Source organism: Sphingomonas sp. S-NIH.Pt15_0812, from assembly GCF_003951315.1.
GTDB lineage: Bacteria > Pseudomonadota > Alphaproteobacteria > Sphingomonadales > Sphingomonadaceae > Sphingomonas.
The window spans coordinates 60,785-76,192 of the sequence record NZ_QLJH01000011.1 but is presented as its reverse complement, the minus strand read 5'-3'; the positions used below and the strand labels follow the sequence as shown (position 1 = coordinate 76,192).

General features: G+C 67.9%; 7 protein-coding genes. 4 read left to right on the top strand and 3 right to left on the bottom strand.

Annotation, left to right across the window (positions count from 1 at the left end; all coding sequences use genetic code 11):
* Positions 1-79 precede the first annotated feature (79 nt).
* Complete coding sequence (locus BRX43_RS09340; RefSeq protein ID WP_125994586.1) at positions 80-1,720, bottom strand: inorganic phosphate transporter; 1,641 nt, start codon at positions 1,718-1,720, stop codon at positions 80-82.
* 70 nt (positions 1,721-1,790) lie between these two features.
* Positions 1,791-2,960 (bottom strand): hypothetical protein, encoded by a 1,170-nt coding sequence (locus BRX43_RS09335; protein ID WP_125994585.1) that lies wholly within the window; start codon positions 2,958-2,960, stop codon positions 1,791-1,793.
* Between the two features lie 213 nt (positions 2,961-3,173).
* Between BRX43_RS09335 and rpoB the strand changes: the two genes are divergently transcribed.
* From rpoB to BRX43_RS09315, 4 genes are all read left to right on the top strand, one after another.
* Entirely contained in the window at positions 3,174-7,352 is a 4,179-nt protein-coding gene (gene rpoB, locus BRX43_RS09330) for a DNA-directed RNA polymerase subunit beta (RefSeq protein ID WP_125994584.1), read from the top strand.
* 75 nt (positions 7,353-7,427) lie between these two features.
* Entirely contained in the window at positions 7,428-11,714 is a 4,287-nt protein-coding gene (gene rpoC / locus BRX43_RS09325; RefSeq protein ID WP_125994583.1) for a DNA-directed RNA polymerase subunit beta', read from the top strand.
* A gap of 135 nt (positions 11,715-11,849) precedes the next feature.
* On the top strand, positions 11,850-12,485 hold the full coding sequence (locus BRX43_RS09320; protein WP_125994582.1) for an NUDIX hydrolase: 636 nt from the start codon (positions 11,850-11,852) through the stop codon (positions 12,483-12,485).
* 67 nt (positions 12,486-12,552) lie between these two features.
* Positions 12,553-14,883: a TonB-dependent receptor gene (locus BRX43_RS09315; protein ID WP_125994581.1), complete on the top strand. Its 2,331-nt coding sequence runs from the start codon at positions 12,553-12,555 to the stop codon at positions 14,881-14,883.
* Here the strand turns inward: BRX43_RS09315 and BRX43_RS09310 are convergent.
* Entirely contained in the window at positions 14,860-15,378 is a 519-nt protein-coding gene (locus BRX43_RS09310) for a DUF3833 family protein (protein ID WP_164523572.1), read from the bottom strand. The genes BRX43_RS09315 and BRX43_RS09310 overlap by 24 nt on opposite strands.
* Positions 15,379-15,408 lie beyond the last annotated feature (30 nt).

Below are 15,408 nucleotides of genomic sequence, written 5' to 3'. Positions count from 1 at the left end.
CCTTCTTCCACGATCGCCGCACAAAGGAAAGAGACGGACAGGGCTACTGCCGCATATGAAAAATCGGCCGTCCAGTCGCTTACAGGCCGAGGGTGCGGGCCAGGCCGAGCAGCGCCCAGTAGAGCGTGCCCGACAGCAGCATCGCCGCCGGCAGCGTCAGCACCCAGGCCAGCACCATGTTGCGCACCGTCCGCGCCTGCAACCCTGCGCCGTTCGCGACCGATGCGCCCGCGACGCCCGACGACAGGATATGCGTGGTCGACACCGGCATGCCGAACTTGACCGCCAGCAGGATGGTGGAGGCCGCGACCAGCTCCGCCGCCGCGCCCATGCCATAGGTCAGGTGGGTCTTGCCGATCCGCTCGCCGACCGTGACGACGATCCGACGCCAGCCGACCATGGTGCCCAGGCCCAGCGCCAGCGCCACCGCGACCTTGACCCAGCCGGGGATGTAGCGCGTGCCGTCCTGCAGCTTCTTGTCATAGGCATCGACCGCATCCAGCTCGGCGGCGGTCATGACCGCGCGCGTCCGCGCCGATTGCTTGGCCAGGATCGAGGCGTCGAGCACCAGATACATGTCGTTGCGCAGGTTCGGCGTCTCCGCCGCCGGCACCCTGCCCAGCGACCCGTGCGCGGCGATCCGCTGGCTGACATCGTCCGACAGCGAGGCGAGCGCCGCGAAGGTGCGCGCCCCCTCGATGTGCCGCAGGCGCAGCGCATCGGTCAGCGCGACGCGCGCCGCCGCCGGATCGGGCGTCAGTCCCTGCGCCTGGCGGCGAAAGGCCAGCTCGGCGGCATCGGCGGCGCGGAGGAAGGCCGGCGTCTCCTGCGCCGGCAGGGTGCGGTTGAGCGCATAGGCGGTGGGCGCGCAGCCGATCAGGATCAGCATGATCAGGCCCATGCCCTTCTGCCCGTCATTATTGCCATGCGCGAAGCTGACGGCGGTGCAGGTGAAGATCAGGAGGGCGCGGATGCCTTTGGGCGGCGGCTGGTCGCCCTTCGGCTCGGCATAGAGGACCGGGTCGGGCTTGAGCCGCTTCATCACCAGCAGCAGCATGAACGCCGCGACGAAGCCGATCAGCGGACTGACCAGCAGCGCCGACATGACCTTGCGCACCTGCTCCCAGTCGAGCCCGGCGGTGCCGCTGCCGCCCGCCAGCATCTGGTTGGCGACGCCGACGCCCAGGATCGAGCCGATCAGCGCATGGCTGGACGAATTGGGCAGCCCGACTGCCCAGGTGGCGAGGTTCCAGCCCACCGCCGCGAGCAGCAGCGCGAAGATCATCGCATAGCCGCCCGCGCTGCCGACATGCAGCACCAGATCGACCGGCAGCAGCGTGATGATCGAATAGGCGACCGCACCCGAGGAGACGAGCACGCCGAGGAAGTTGAAGACGCCGGACCAGATCACCGCCAGCGGCGCGGGCATGGCATGCGTGTAGATCACGGTCGCCACCGCATTGGCGGTGTCGTGGAAGCCGTTCACGAATTCGAAGCCGAGCGCGATGACCAGCGCCAGCCCCAGAAACAGCAGCGCCCCCGTCGCCAGGCGCTCGCCGACCTGTGCGGTGTCGTCGACGATGCTGATCCCCGCATAGGCGAGGCCGCCGATCACGAGGGCGGCGAAAATCCAACGGCCCGCCGGATGCAGGCTGGCGTCGAGATGCGGACCGCGAACCCGGGATTCGGATTCACCGCCAGTCAATGCTGTAGTGGCCATGCCCCGCCTATCGCGGGATCGTGCGACAGTTTGATGACGGTTCCGTGACGCTAGCGACGGGCATCATGAATTAACGCTCCCCGACGATCGCCGCGTCGCGAACCATCGGCCTGCCATGCGGCCGGGCAGCGATCTGTTCGTAGCTGCGCGCCGGCTGGTCGAGCCAGATGGGGGCGAGCTTGGGCGAGTCGACGCGCTCCACCCCCACCGCAAAGGCCTGGATCAGGTGGTGAACGCCACCCGCGTCGCGCCAGCCGAGCCGCACCGCGACCAGCGGCACGAACAAGGGGCGCCCCGCCGCCTCCAGCCCGCCGGTCGCCTCACGCGCCAGCACGCCGATGCCGCGCACCGTACGGGCACTGCCGGGCGCGAGGCCGAAGGCCGGCACCACCGTGCGACCGATGGGGGCATCGTGCAGGGCGGCAATGGCCTGCCCCTCATCCTTCGATGCCGCCATCAGATGCAGGCTGACCCGGACATCCTCCATCGCCTCCTCGCTCGACAGCAGGATCTCGCCCTCGAAGGTGGCGGTGAGCATGTTGAGGCCGATCCGCAGCGGCCGCAGCGTGACCGAGGGTGCGGCCGGAGGGGCCGGCACGGGCGCGGGCTTCGCCGGCCTCTCGGCTGGGAGGCGATCCTCCGGCTCATCCGGCGCGGCATCGGCCCGCGACCGCCGCAGCATCACCCAGCCGGCGGCAACCAGGGCGAGCAGCAGCGGAACCAGCCACCATGCCCCGCCCCCCTCTTCCGGAACGGTCGCCGGCGGCGAGACGGCGGGCGTCGGAGATGCCGCAGGGGCCGGCGTCACCTCGGGCAGCGGCGCGGACGGAGCGACTTCTGTCGGACGGGCGACCGGCGTGGCTGACGGGGTAGGTGTTGGACGTGGCGTCGGCGTCGGCGATAGCGATGGGCGGGCGACCGCTCCGGCCGCAGCCGTGGCGCGGGGGGTCGGCGACGGACGCACCGGCGATGGCAAGCTGACCACGGGTGGCGGTGGCGTGGGCACCGGACTGGGGATTGGCGCGGGAGATGGCGACGGCGCCGGGGTCGTCGGCAGGACCAGCGGCGCGGTGATCGCGTCGTCGCGGGTCGGCGGAACCTCCTGCGCCGCCAGGGGCATGGCCAGCGGCAGAAGGGCAAGGGCGGCGATACGGAAACGCATCGCCTCGCCGGTCCCCGCTTTCCGCCGCCACGCAAGCGGTGCTGCGACGAAGCGCGCCGCGACGGCGACCGGCCGCATTCTCCCGACCCCTTTGACATCCCGGGACGTGCCGCCTATATCCGCCTCTCACCACAGCTTTCCGGGATAGGACATGCCGTCGCGCAGCGTGTCGTTACGAATAGGAAACTGCTGGTTCTTGGACGCTGAAGCCGACGCATTCCCATGCGATCGGCTTTTTTCCGTCCAAGGCAACCGCGCCCGGATTTCTGGCTGACGAGGCACGAACGAGACATGGCAACCAAGGCGATCGACGGCGGCTCTGCCCGGCGCGAGCACAAGGGCGGCACCGCCAAGCGGCGCATCCGCAAGGTTTTCGGCAACATCCACGAAGTGGTGCAGATGCCGAACCTGATCGAGGTGCAGCGCGAGAGCTACGAGCAGTTCCTGCGCTCGGACAAGGCGACCGGCCATGTGTCGGGCCTGGAGAAGACGCTGCGCAGCGTCTTCCCGATCCAGGATTTCGCCGGCACCGCCTATCTCGACTTCGACGACTATGTCCTCGAGCCGCCGAAGTTCGACGTCGAGGAATGCCGCCAGCGGGGCATCACCTATGCCGCGCCGATGCGCGTCACCTTGCGCCTGACCGCCTTCGAGGTCGATCCGGATACCGAGGCCAAGTCGGTCATCGATATCAAGGAGCAGGACGTCTACATGGGTGACATGCCCCTGATGACGGAGAACGGCACCTTCTTCATCAACGGCACCGAGCGCGTCATCGTCAGCCAGATGCACCGGTCGCCCGGCGTGCTGTTCGACCATGATCGCGGCAAGACCCACGCCTCGGGCAAGTACCTCTTCGCCGCGCGCGTCATCCCCTATCGCGGCTCGTGGCTCGATTTCGAGTTCGACGCCAAGGACATCGTCAACGTCCGTATCGACCGCAAGCGCAAGCTGCCGGTGACGGCGCTGCTCTATGCGCTGGGGATGAACTCGGAAGAGATCCTCAACTATTTCTACAACCGCCTCACCTTCGTGCGCGGCGACGGCGGCTGGAAGATCCCCTTCCAGGTCGAGAACTGGCGCGGCGCCAAGCCGATGTTCGACATCGTCGATGCGGCGTCGGGCGAGATCGTGTTCGCGGCCGGCCAGAAGATCAGCCCCCGCGCCGCCAACAAGGCGGCCAAGGACGGCCTGTCCCAGCTGCTGATCCCGACCGAGGAGATCTTCGGCCGCTATTCCGCCTATGACCTCATCAACGAGACCACGGGCGAGATCTATGTCGAGGCGGGCGACGAGATCTCTGCCGAGAATCTCGAGAAGCTGGACCAGGCGGGCGTCGACACGATCGAGCTGCTCGACATCGACCATGTCGCGACCGGCCCGTGGATCCGCAACACGCTGAAGGCCGACAAGGCCGAGGAGCGCGAGCAGGCGCTGTCCGACATCTATCGCGTGATGCGCCCCGGCGAGCCGCCGACGCTGGAGACGGCCGAGGCGTTGTTCGCCGGTCTGTTCTTCGATCCCGATCGCTACGACCTGTCGGCCGTGGGTCGCGTCAAGCTCAACATGCGCCTCGACCTCGATTGCCCGGACACGGTCACGACGCTGCGCACCGAGGACATCCTCGCGGTCGTCAAGACGCTGGTCGACCTGAAGGACGGCAAGGGCGAGATCGACGACATCGACAATCTCGGCAACCGCCGCGTGCGTTCGGTGGGCGAGCTGCTGGAGAACCAGTATCGCGTCGGCCTGCTCCGCATGGAGCGCGCCGTGAAGGAGCGCATGTCGTCGGTCGATGTGTCGACGGTGATGCCGAACGACCTGATCAACGCCAAGCCCGCGGTCGCCGCGGTGCGCGAGTTCTTCGGTTCGTCGCAGCTGTCGCAGTTCATGGACCAGACCAACCCGCTCTCCGAAGTGACGCACAAGCGTCGCGTCTCGGCGCTCGGGCCGGGCGGCCTGACGCGTGAGCGCGCGGGCTTCGAGGTCCGCGACGTCCACCCGACCCACTATGGCCGTATCTGCCCGATCGAGACGCCGGAAGGCCCGAACATCGGTCTGATCAACTCGCTGGCGTCGTTCAGCCGGGTCAACAAGTACGGCTTCATCGAGACGCCCTACCGCAAGATCATCGACGGCAAGGTGACCAACGAGGTCGTCTATCTGTCGGCGATGGAAGAGGCCAAGCACACGATCGCGCAGGCCTCGGCGGCGTTGACCGACGAAGGCGCGTTCTCCGAGGATCTGGTGTCGGCTCGTCAGGGCGGCGAGTTCCTGATGGCGCTGCCCGACCAGATCACGCTGATGGACGTCAGCCCCAAGCAGCTGGTCTCGGTCGCGGCCTCGCTCATCCCCTTCCTGGAGAATGACGACGCCAACCGCGCGCTGATGGGCTCGAACATGCAGCGCCAGGCGGTGCCGCTGGTTCGTGCCGAGGCGCCGTTCGTCGGCACCGGCATGGAAGAGACGGTGGCCCGCGATTCCGGCGCGGCGATCTCGGCCAAGCGTGCCGGCATCGTCGACCAGGTCGATGCGTCGCGCATCGTCGTCCGGGCGACCGGCGAGGTCGATGCCGGCAAGTCGGGCGTCGACATCTACACGCTGATGAAGTTCCAGCGTTCCAACCAGTCGACCTGCATCAACCAGCGTCCGCTGGTGAAGGTGGGCGACGTGGTCAATGCCGGCGACGTGATCGCCGACGGCCCGTCGACCGAGTTCGGCGAGCTGGCGCTGGGCCGCAACGCGCTGGTCGCGTTCATGCCCTGGAACGGCTACAACTACGAGGACTCGATCCTCATCAGCGAGCGGATCGTGAAGGATGACGTGTTCACGTCGATCCATATCGACGAGTTCGAGGTGATGGCCCGCGACACGAAGCTCGGGCCGGAGGACATCACCCGCGACATCCCGAACGTCGGCGAGGAAGCACTGCGCAACCTCGACGAGGCGGGCATCGTGTACGTCGGCGCCGAGGTGGAGCCGGGCGACATCCTGGTCGGCAAGATCACGCCGAAGGGCGAGAGCCCGATGACGCCGGAGGAGAAGCTGCTCCGCGCCATCTTCGGCGAGAAGGCGTCGGACGTGCGCGACACCTCGCTGCGCCTGCCGCCGGGCGTGGCCGGCACGATCGTCGACGTCCGCGTCTTCAATCGTCACGGCATCGACAAGGACGAGCGCGCGATGGCGATCGAGCGCGAGGAGATCGAGCGCCTGAAGAAGGACTCGGACGACGAGCGCACCATCCTCAACCGGGCGACCTGGAGCCGCCTGCGCGAGATGCTGCTCGACCAGGTCGCGACCGCCGTGCCGAAGGGCCTGAAGAAGGGCTCGGTCATCGACATGGACATGCTGGACAGCGTCGATCGCCACGAATGGTGGAAATTCGCGGTGCAGGACGATGCGCGCCAGAGCGATCTGGAAGCGGTCAAGCAGCAATATGACGAAGCCGCCAAGCTGATCACCGACAAGTTCCACGACCGTCGCGAGAAGCTGGAGCGGGGCGACGAGCTGCCGCCGGGCGTGCTCAAGATGGTCAAGGTCTTCGTCGCGGTGAAGCGCAAGCTGCAGCCGGGCGACAAGATGGCCGGCCGTCACGGCAACAAGGGCGTGATCAGCCGCATCCTGCCGCAGGAGGACATGCCCTTCCTCGCGGACGGTACGCCGGTCGATCTGGTGCTCAACCCGCTGGGCGTGCCGTCGCGCATGAACGTCGGTCAGATCTTCGAGACGCATCTCGGCTGGGCGGCCCGCAACCTGGGTATGCAGGTCGCGGCGCAGCTCGAGGAGTGGCGCGAGGCCAATCCGGACGCCAAGGCGGGCGAGATGCCCGACGCGGTCAAGAACCGGCTGCTCGAGGTCTATGGCGATCACTATGCCGACGACATCGCGTCGCGCGAGCCGGAGGACCTGGCCGAGCTGGTCCACAACGTCCGCACCGGCGTGCCGATGGGCACCCCCGTGTTCGACGGCGCGGTCGAGAAGGACGTCACCGACATGCTGGCGCTGGCGGGTCTCGACCTGTCGGGCCAGTCGGAGCTGTTCGACGGCCGCACGGGCGACAAGTTCGACCGCAAGGTCACGGTGGGCATCATCTACATGCTGAAGCTGCACCACCTGGTCGACGACAAGATCCACGCCCGGTCCATCGGCCCCTATTCGCTCGTCACCCAGCAGCCGCTGGGCGGCAAGGCGCAGTTCGGCGGCCAGCGCTTCGGCGAGATGGAGGTCTGGGCGCTCCAGGCCTACGGCGCCGCGTACACGCTGCAGGAGATGCTGACGGTGAAGTCCGACGACGTGGTCGGCCGCACCAAGGTCTATGAGGCGATCGTCAAGGGCGACGACACGTTCGAGGCCGGCATCCCCGAAAGCTTCAACGTGCTGGTCAAGGAAATGCGCTCGCTCGGCCTCAATGTCGACCTCAAGACGATGGAAGACACGCAGGACGACGGGCTGGCCGAGGCGGCGGAATAAGGATCGCGGGCGCTGTCGTCACGGCAGCGCCCCGCCCTCCCCGCCCGGAAAGCTACCCCTAGAGGGACTGAAATCATGAACGAACTGACCAATTTCGCCAATCCGCTCGCGAAGCCGGAAACCTTCGACCAGATCCAGATCGGCATCGCGTCGCCCGATAAGATCCGTTCCTGGTCGTTCGGCGAGATCAAGAAGCCGGAAACGATCAACTACCGCACGTTCAAGCCCGAGCGTGACGGCCTGTTCTGCGCGCGCATCTTCGGCCCGATCAAGGACTATGAGTGCTTGTGCGGCAAGTACAAGCGCATGAAGTACAAGGGCATCGTCTGCGAGAAGTGCGGTGTCGAGGTCACGGTGTCCAAGGTCCGCCGCGAGCGGATGGGCCATATCGAGCTCGCCGCCCCCGTCGCGCACATCTGGTTCCTGAAGTCGCTGCCCAGCCGCATCGGCCTGCTGCTCGACATGCAGCTGAAGCAGCTGGAGCGTGTGCTCTACTTCGAAGCCTATATCGTCATTGAGCCGGGCCTGACCCCGCTGGAGAAATACTCGCTCCTCACCGAGGACGAGCTGCTCGACGCGCAGGACCAATATGGCGAGGACGCCTTCTCGGCCGGCATCGGCGCGGAAGCGGTCCGCATCATGCTGGAGAATCTCGACCTCGAGGGCGAGAAGCGTGACCTGCTCGAGGAGCTGGCGACGACCAAGTCGGAGCTGAAGCCCAAGAAGATCATCAAGCGCCTGAAGGTCGTCGAATCCTTCCTGGAATCGGGCAACCGTCCGGAGTGGATGATCCTGGAGGTCGTGCCGGTCATCCCGCCGGAACTGCGTCCGCTGGTGCCGCTGGACGGCGGCCGCTTCGCGACGTCGGACCTGAACGACCTGTACCGCCGCGTCATCAACCGCAACAACCGCCTCAAGCGCCTCATGGAGCTGCGTGCGCCGGACATCATCGTCCGCAACGAGAAGCGCATGTTGCAGGAAGCGGTCGACGCGCTGTTCGACAACGGCCGTCGCGGCCGCACGATCACCGGCGCCAACAAGCGTCCGCTCAAGTCGCTGTCCGACATGCTGAAGGGCAAGCAGGGCCGCTTCCGCCAGAACCTGCTCGGCAAGCGCGTCGACTATTCGGGCCGTTCGGTCATCGTGACCGGTCCGGAGCTGAAGCTGCACCAGTGCGGCCTGCCGAAGAAGATGGCGCTCGAGCTGTTCAAGCCGTTCATCTATGCGCGGCTCGACGCCAAGGGTCTGTCCATGACCCTGAAGCAGGCCAAGAAGTGGGTCGAGAAGGAGCGCAAGGAAGTCTGGGACATCCTGGACGAGGTGATCCGCGAGCATCCGGTGATGCTGAACCGCGCGCCGACGCTCCACCGCCTGGGCATCCAGGCGTTCGAGCCGGTGCTGATCGAGGGCAAGGCGATCCAGCTCCACCCGCTGGTCTGCTCCGCGTTCAACGCCGACTTCGACGGCGACCAGATGGCCGTGCACGTCCCGCTGTCGCTCGAGGCGCAGCTGGAAGCGCGCGTCCTGATGATGTCGACCAACAACATCCTGTCGCCCGCCAACGGCAAGCCGATCATCGTGCCGTCGCAGGACATGGTGCTGGGCCTTTATTATCTGTCGATGATGAAGGAAGGCGAGCCTGGCGAGGGCATGTTGCTGGGCGACATGGCCGAGGTGCACCAGGCGCTCAACGCCCAGGCGGTGACGCTCCACACCAAGATCATCAGCCGCGTTCCGCAGACCGACGAGCAGGGCAACCAGTACCTCAAGCGCTACGAGACGACGCCGGGCCGGATGCTGCTCGGCGAGACGCTGCCGAAGAGCCACAAGGTGCCGTTCGAGACCGTCAATCGCCTGCTCACGAAGAAGGACGTGGGCGACGTGATCGACGAGGTCTATCGTCACACCGGCCAGAAGGAGACGGTGCTGTTCGCCGATGCGATCATGGCGCTGGGCTTCCGTCACGCGTTCCGCGCCGGCATCTCGTTCGGCAAGGACGACATGATCATCGCGCCGGACAAGGATGCGCTGGTCGACGAGACGCGCGAGCAGGTGAAGGACTTCGAGCAGCAGTATCAGGACGGCCTGATCACGCAGCAGGAGAAGTACAACAAGGTGATCGACGCCTGGAGCCGTTGCGGCGACCAGGTCGCGAACTCGATGATGAACGAGATCAAGGCGGTGCGCCGGTACGAGGACGGCCCGATGGCCGGCCGCGAGAAGGACATCAACTCGATCTACATGATGGCCCACTCCGGTGCCCGTGGCTCGCAGGCGCAGATCAAGCAGCTCGCCGGCATGCGCGGCCTCATGGCCAAGCCGTCGGGCGAGATCATCGAGACGCCGATCATCTCGAACTTCAAGGAGGGCCTGACCGTCCTTGAATATTTCAACTCCACCCACGGCGCCCGCAAGGGCCTGGCGGACACGGCGCTCAAGACGGCGAACTCGGGCTACCTGACCCGCCGCCTGGTCGACGTCTCGCAGGACTGCGTCATCATCGAGGAGGATTGCGGCACCGAGCGCGCGCTCGAGATGAAGGCGATCGTCCAGGGCGGCTCGACCATCGCCTCGCTCGGCGAGCGTATCCTGGGCCGCACCACGGCCGAGGACGTGGTCGATCCGAAGACCGGCGAGGTCGTCATCCCGACGGGCACGCTGCTCGACGAGGCGATGATCGTGCAGATCGAGAAGATCGGCATCCAGGGCATGAAGATCCGCTCGCCGCTGGTCTGCGAGAGCAAGATCGGCGTCTGCGGCAAGTGCTATGGCCGTGACCTCGCGCGCGGCACGCCGGTCAATATCGGCGAAGCGGTGGGCGTCATCGCGGCGCAGTCGATCGGTGAGCCGGGCACGCAGCTGACGATGCGCACCTTCCACATCGGCGGCGCGGCGCAGCTCAACGAGCAGTCGAACCTGGAGGCGCCGGTCGACGGCACCGCCCAGTTCCGCGACCTGCGCCTGATCACCGACCAGCGTGGCCGTCGCGTGACGCTGAGCCGTTCGGGCGAGATCGCGATCGTCGACATGGATGGTCGCGAGCTGTCGACGCACCGCATCCCGTACGGCGCCTATGTGCTGTTCGACGACGGCCACATGCTGTCGAAGGGCGATCGCATGGCGGAATGGGATCCGTTCACCATGCCGGTGATCACGGAAAACTCGGGCGTCGTGAAGTATCAGGACCTGATCGAAGGCAAGACGCTGACCGAGCAGACCGACGAAGCGACGGGCATCGCCCAACGCGTCGTCATCGAATACCGCACCTCCACCAAGTCGAAGGAGGATCTCCGTCCCCGCCTGACCCTGACGGGCGCGGACGAGAGCGAGGCGGCCCGCTACATGCTGGCCCCCGGCGCGGTGCTGTCGGTCGAGGACAATGCGCAGGTCCAGGGCGGCGACGTTCTGGCCCGTGTCAGCCGCGAGTCCGCCAAGACCCGCGACATCACCGGCGGTCTGCCGCGCGTCGCCGAACTGTTCGAGGCGCGCATCCCCAAGGAAGCGGCGATCATCGCCAAGGTTTCCGGCCGGGTCGTGTTCGGCAAGGACTATAAGGCGAAGCGCAAGATCGGCATCCAGCCCGAGGATGGCGGCGACGTCGTCGAGTATCTGGTGCCCAAGTCGAAGGTGATCGACGTCCAGGAAGGCGACTATGTCAAGCGGGGCGACAACCTGATCGGTGGTTCGCCCAACCCGCACGACATTCTGGAGACCATGGGGATCGAGCCGCTGGCCGAATATCTCGTGGCGGAAATCCAGGAGGTCTATCGACTCCAAGGCGTGAAGATCAACGACAAGCACATCGAGACGATCGTTCGTCAGATGCTGCAGAAGGTCGAGATCACCGACGGCGGCGACACCACGCTGCTGAAGGGCGAGCAGGTCGATCGCGAGGAGATGGACGCGACCAACGACAAGCTGGAGCCGGGCCAGGCGCGTGCGCAGGGCAAGCCGGTCCTGCTCGGCATCACCAAGGCGAGCCTGCAGACCCGCAGCTTCATTTCGGCGGCGTCGTTCCAGGAGACCACCCGCGTCCTCACCGAGGCGGCGGTCCAGGGCAAGCAGGACACGCTGATGGGCCTGAAGGAGAATGTCATCGTCGGCCGCCTGATCCCGGCGGGTACCGGTGCGGGCATGAACCGCCTGCGCGTGGCGGCCTCCAGCCGCGACGCGGCGCTTCGCGCGCAGCAGCGCGCGCTGTCGGCGGCGATCGTCGCCCCCGTCTCGGCCGCGGAACTCCGCGCCGCCGAGGAGAAGCGCAGCCGTCGCGACGACACCGGCACGGGTCCCGACCCGCTCGCCGAGGTCGTGCCCTCGGGCAACGGCACCGATGCGGATGCCGGCGAGTATCTGAACGACTGATCCTGATCCCAGGATCGCGAATGGAAAGGGGCGTCTCCTGACAAGGAGGCGCCCTTTTTCGTGCGCGGCGTCCCTTGCCCGCCCCCGCCCGACGCGGCAGGAGGCAGGCCATGTTCCACGACAGGACGAACGGGCATGAGCGGCACCGAACCCGAATGGCTGGCCTGGGCACGGGAGATCCAGGCGACGGCGCAGACCGGCCTGGCCTTCACCCGCGATCCCTATGATCGCGAGCGCTATGAGGCGCTACGCGATCTCGCCGCGCGGATGATGGCGGCGGGTAGCGATGCACCCATGGAGCGGATCGCCGGGCTGTTCGCGGCGGAGACGGGCTATGCGACGCCCAAGCTCGACGTGCGTGGCGCGGTGTTCGACGCGGGGGGTCGGCTGCTGCTGGTGCGCGAGACCGCCGATCACGGGCGCTGGACGCTACCGGGCGGCTGGGCGGACGTGAACCTGACCCCGGCGGAAAATGTCGTGAAGGAAGTGCGCGAGGAAAGCGGCTATGCGGTCCGCGCGCGCAAGCTGGTCGCGCTGTGGGACCGGACGCGCCAGGGTCACGGGCCCCTGGTCTTCTCCTGCGCCAAGGCCTTCTTCCTGTGCGACCTACTCGGCGGCACGGCGACGCCGTCGATCGAGACATCGGAAATCGGCTGGTTCGCGGAAGATGCATTGCCCGACGATCTGTCACTCGGTCGGATCCAGCCCGGACAGTTGCGGCAGATGTTCGCCCATCGCCGCGATCCGACCTTGCCGACCGCCTTCGATTAAGGGGGTAGCTGGCCCCGTGCAGCACAGCCGGCTATGCCGCTTTCGGAAGGGGTCGACGACCAGGGACATGCGCAGGCGCGGGGGGACATGGGCGGTCGGCGTCGGCCTGGCGGTGGTGGCCGGATGCGCTGCCCCCGCCTGTGCCCAGACGGCCGCGATCAATATCCCCGCCGCCCCCCTGTCCGCCGCGATCAAGGCGCTGGCGGAGCAATCCGGCGCGGCGATCGGCGCGCCGGGGTCGCTGGCGGCGGTGCGGGTCCGGGGCGTCAGGGGGAAGATGCCGGTCGCCGCCGCGCTGCACCGGATGCTGCGCTGCACCGGCCTGCGCGCCAAGCCGGCAGGGCCGGGCGCCTGGCGGATCGAGGCGGGTCCCAAGGCCGCCTGGCCGGCCTCCGATGGCATCGATCCCCCTCCCGGTCCCGACATCATCGTCACCGCCACCAAACAGCCCGAGCCTGCCAGCCGGGTGGCGCTGGCCCTCTCCGTCGCCGATGCCCGCACCCTCGCGGCGATCGGCGACGCGCCGGATGCCGGCGGGGTCGCGACGATCCTGAACGGCCTGTCGAGCACCAATCTGGGATCGGGTCGCGACCGGCTGTTCCTGCGCGGCATCGGCGACAGCCCATTCGATGGCTTCGGCCAGTCCAGCGTCAGCGTCCAGCTCGACGAGGCGCGGCTGACCTATGATGCACCCGATCCCGATCTGCGGCTGATCGACATGGCGCAGGTCGAATTGCTGAAGGGGCCGCAGGGCCCGCTTTACGGCACCGGGGCCCTGGGCGGCGTCTATCGGTTGGTGCCGGAAAAGCCGATGCTCGACCAGGTCGACGGTGCGATCCGTCTGGGACTGGGGGCGACCGCGCATGGCGGGATGCAGGGCGCGGCGGACGTCATGGCGAACGTGCCCATCCTGCCCGACCGGCTGGCGGTGCGGCTGGTCGGCTATCGAATCGGCCAGTCGGGCTGGATCGACGAGGCGGGACGCGGGCCGAACGTCAACCGTGGCGAGAGCAGCGGCGGGCGGATCGCGATCCGGGCGAAGCCGACCGGCGACTGGACGGTCGACTTGGTCGGCGTGGCGCAAGGAGCGCGCATCGCCGACAGCCAATATGTCGAGCAGCGCGGGACCTTGTCGCGCGCCGCGCGCCTGCCCGAGCCGCAGGAGACCAATATCCGCATCGCCAGCCTGACCGCCACCGGCCCGCTCGCCGGGTTCAAGGTGACGGGCGTGGTCAGCACCGCGCGCCAGGAACTGGACGTGCGCTACGACGCCTCGGCGCGCGCGACGCTGCTCGGCGGCACCGCGCCCGCCACCTATCGCGACGATCGCCGCTACGAGGTGGCCAATGCCGAATTGCGCGCCGCCCGGACCGATGGACGGGTCGACTGGCTGGCGGGCGCATCGCTGCTGGTCGCCGACACCAATGCCTCGGGCGACCTGATCGCGCCGACCGGCGAGGCGCTCCGTATCCTGCGCTTCCGCCGCAGCGTGATCGAGGCGGCGCTGTTCGGCGAGGCGACCTACCGGATCAGCCACAGCCTGCGCGGCACGCTCGGCCTGCGGCTGTTCCGCTCCGCCGTGGCCGATGAACGACGCGAAGTGGCGAGCGACGCCGCCGCCGATCGCGCGTCCCTGCGGGGCAGTCCCAGCGCGGCGCTGGCCTGGCAGGCGAACGATCGGTTGCTGCTGTTCGCGCGCATCGCTTCCGCCTTGCGGCCGGGCGGCATCCAGGCGGCGGTGCGGCCGAGCGACCAGCCGACCCGCTACCGCGCCGATACGCTGCGCGCGATCGACCTGGGGCTGCGCTGGCAGCATCCCGCCACCGGGCTGTCGCTCGACCTGGGGCTGTTCACCACGCGCTGGTCGAACGTGCAGGCGGACTTCCTGCGCAGCGACGGGCTGGTGATCACGCGCAATGCGGGCTTCGCCAACAATACCGGGATCGATACGACGCTGGGATGGCGACCGGACCGGCATTGGACGATCACCACCGGCCTGTTGCTGCAACGGGCGCGGATCGGCTCCGGCGTCGTGACGGTGGAAAATCCCGATCGTCGCCTGCCGGTCGTCCCCGATGTCAGCGCGCATGGCGAGATCGCCTATGGCTTCGAACAGGCCGGCTGGGCGATCGACCTGGGCGCGCGCGCCAGCTTCGTCGGCAATGCGCGGTTGAGCTTCGATCCGGGTCTCGACCGCCAGAGCCAGGCGGTGACGCTGACCGCCGCCAGCATCACCGCGACCCGCGGGCGCTGGACGCTCCGGCTCGGGATCGACAATATCCTCGATACGCGGGCGAACAGCTTCGCCTTCGGCAACCCCTTCTCAATCGCGCTCGGCGAGCAGAATACTCCGGTGCGACCGCGCACCAGCGCGCTATCGGTGCGCCGCCGGTTCTGAGGACGGCGGGGCCCGGCGGATGACCTCGTCCAGCACCGCCACGGTCAGCCCTAGCTTGCGCACTACCATGCGGTTATGCGCCACCTGTCCGCCCGGTTCCAGGAACAGCCATTGCTCCATGTCCAGGCCGCCATGCGTGCGAAAATGGAGGTGCAGCCGGTTGCCCTCCACCTCCCCCGTCACCGGCCCCTCGGCATCGGTCAGGCTCCCGACATAGCGGCCGGGTCCGTCGGGGCGGATGCGCCAGCGTCGCTCGCGCACCGGCGCGTCTCCCTGGCGGATGCGCTGGTCGAGCAGCAGCACGCCGTCCGCCCCGACCCGGCCGAGGCTGTCCACCGTCACCCGCTGCGGCGCGCGGAACAGGATCTTCAGCCGTGCCTCGCCATGGCTGGCGCCCGCGAAGAACGCCGCCGGCTCGAACGGCGGGGACGGCGCGGCGAACCGCTCCGTCTCGCCCAATCCGGCACATCCCCCGAGCATCAGGGCGGCCACCATGCACCATCGCGTCATCATCCGGCGGCAACG

What these genes read in the sequence shown, in the direction of transcription:
- BRX43_RS09320 (WP_125994582.1), top strand. Translation starts at nt 11,850, where the DNA reads ATGAGCGGCACCGAACCCGAATGGCTGGCCTGGGCACGGGAGATCCAG.
- BRX43_RS09340 (WP_125994586.1), bottom strand. Translation starts at nt 1,720, where the DNA reads ATGGCCACTACAGCATTGACTGGCGGTGAATCCGAATCCCGGGTTCGC.
- rpoB (WP_125994584.1), top strand. Translation starts at nt 3,174, where the DNA reads ATGGCAACCAAGGCGATCGACGGCGGCTCTGCCCGGCGCGAGCACAAG.
- BRX43_RS09335 (WP_125994585.1), bottom strand. Translation starts at nt 2,960, where the DNA reads ATGCGGCCGGTCGCCGTCGCGGCGCGCTTCGTCGCAGCACCGCTTGCG.
- BRX43_RS09310 (WP_164523572.1), bottom strand. Translation starts at nt 15,378, where the DNA reads ATGGTGGCCGCCCTGATGCTCGGGGGATGTGCCGGATTGGGCGAGACG.
- BRX43_RS09315 (WP_125994581.1), top strand. Translation starts at nt 12,553, where the DNA reads ATGCGCAGGCGCGGGGGGACATGGGCGGTCGGCGTCGGCCTGGCGGTG.
- rpoC (WP_125994583.1), top strand. Translation starts at nt 7,428, where the DNA reads ATGAACGAACTGACCAATTTCGCCAATCCGCTCGCGAAGCCGGAAACC.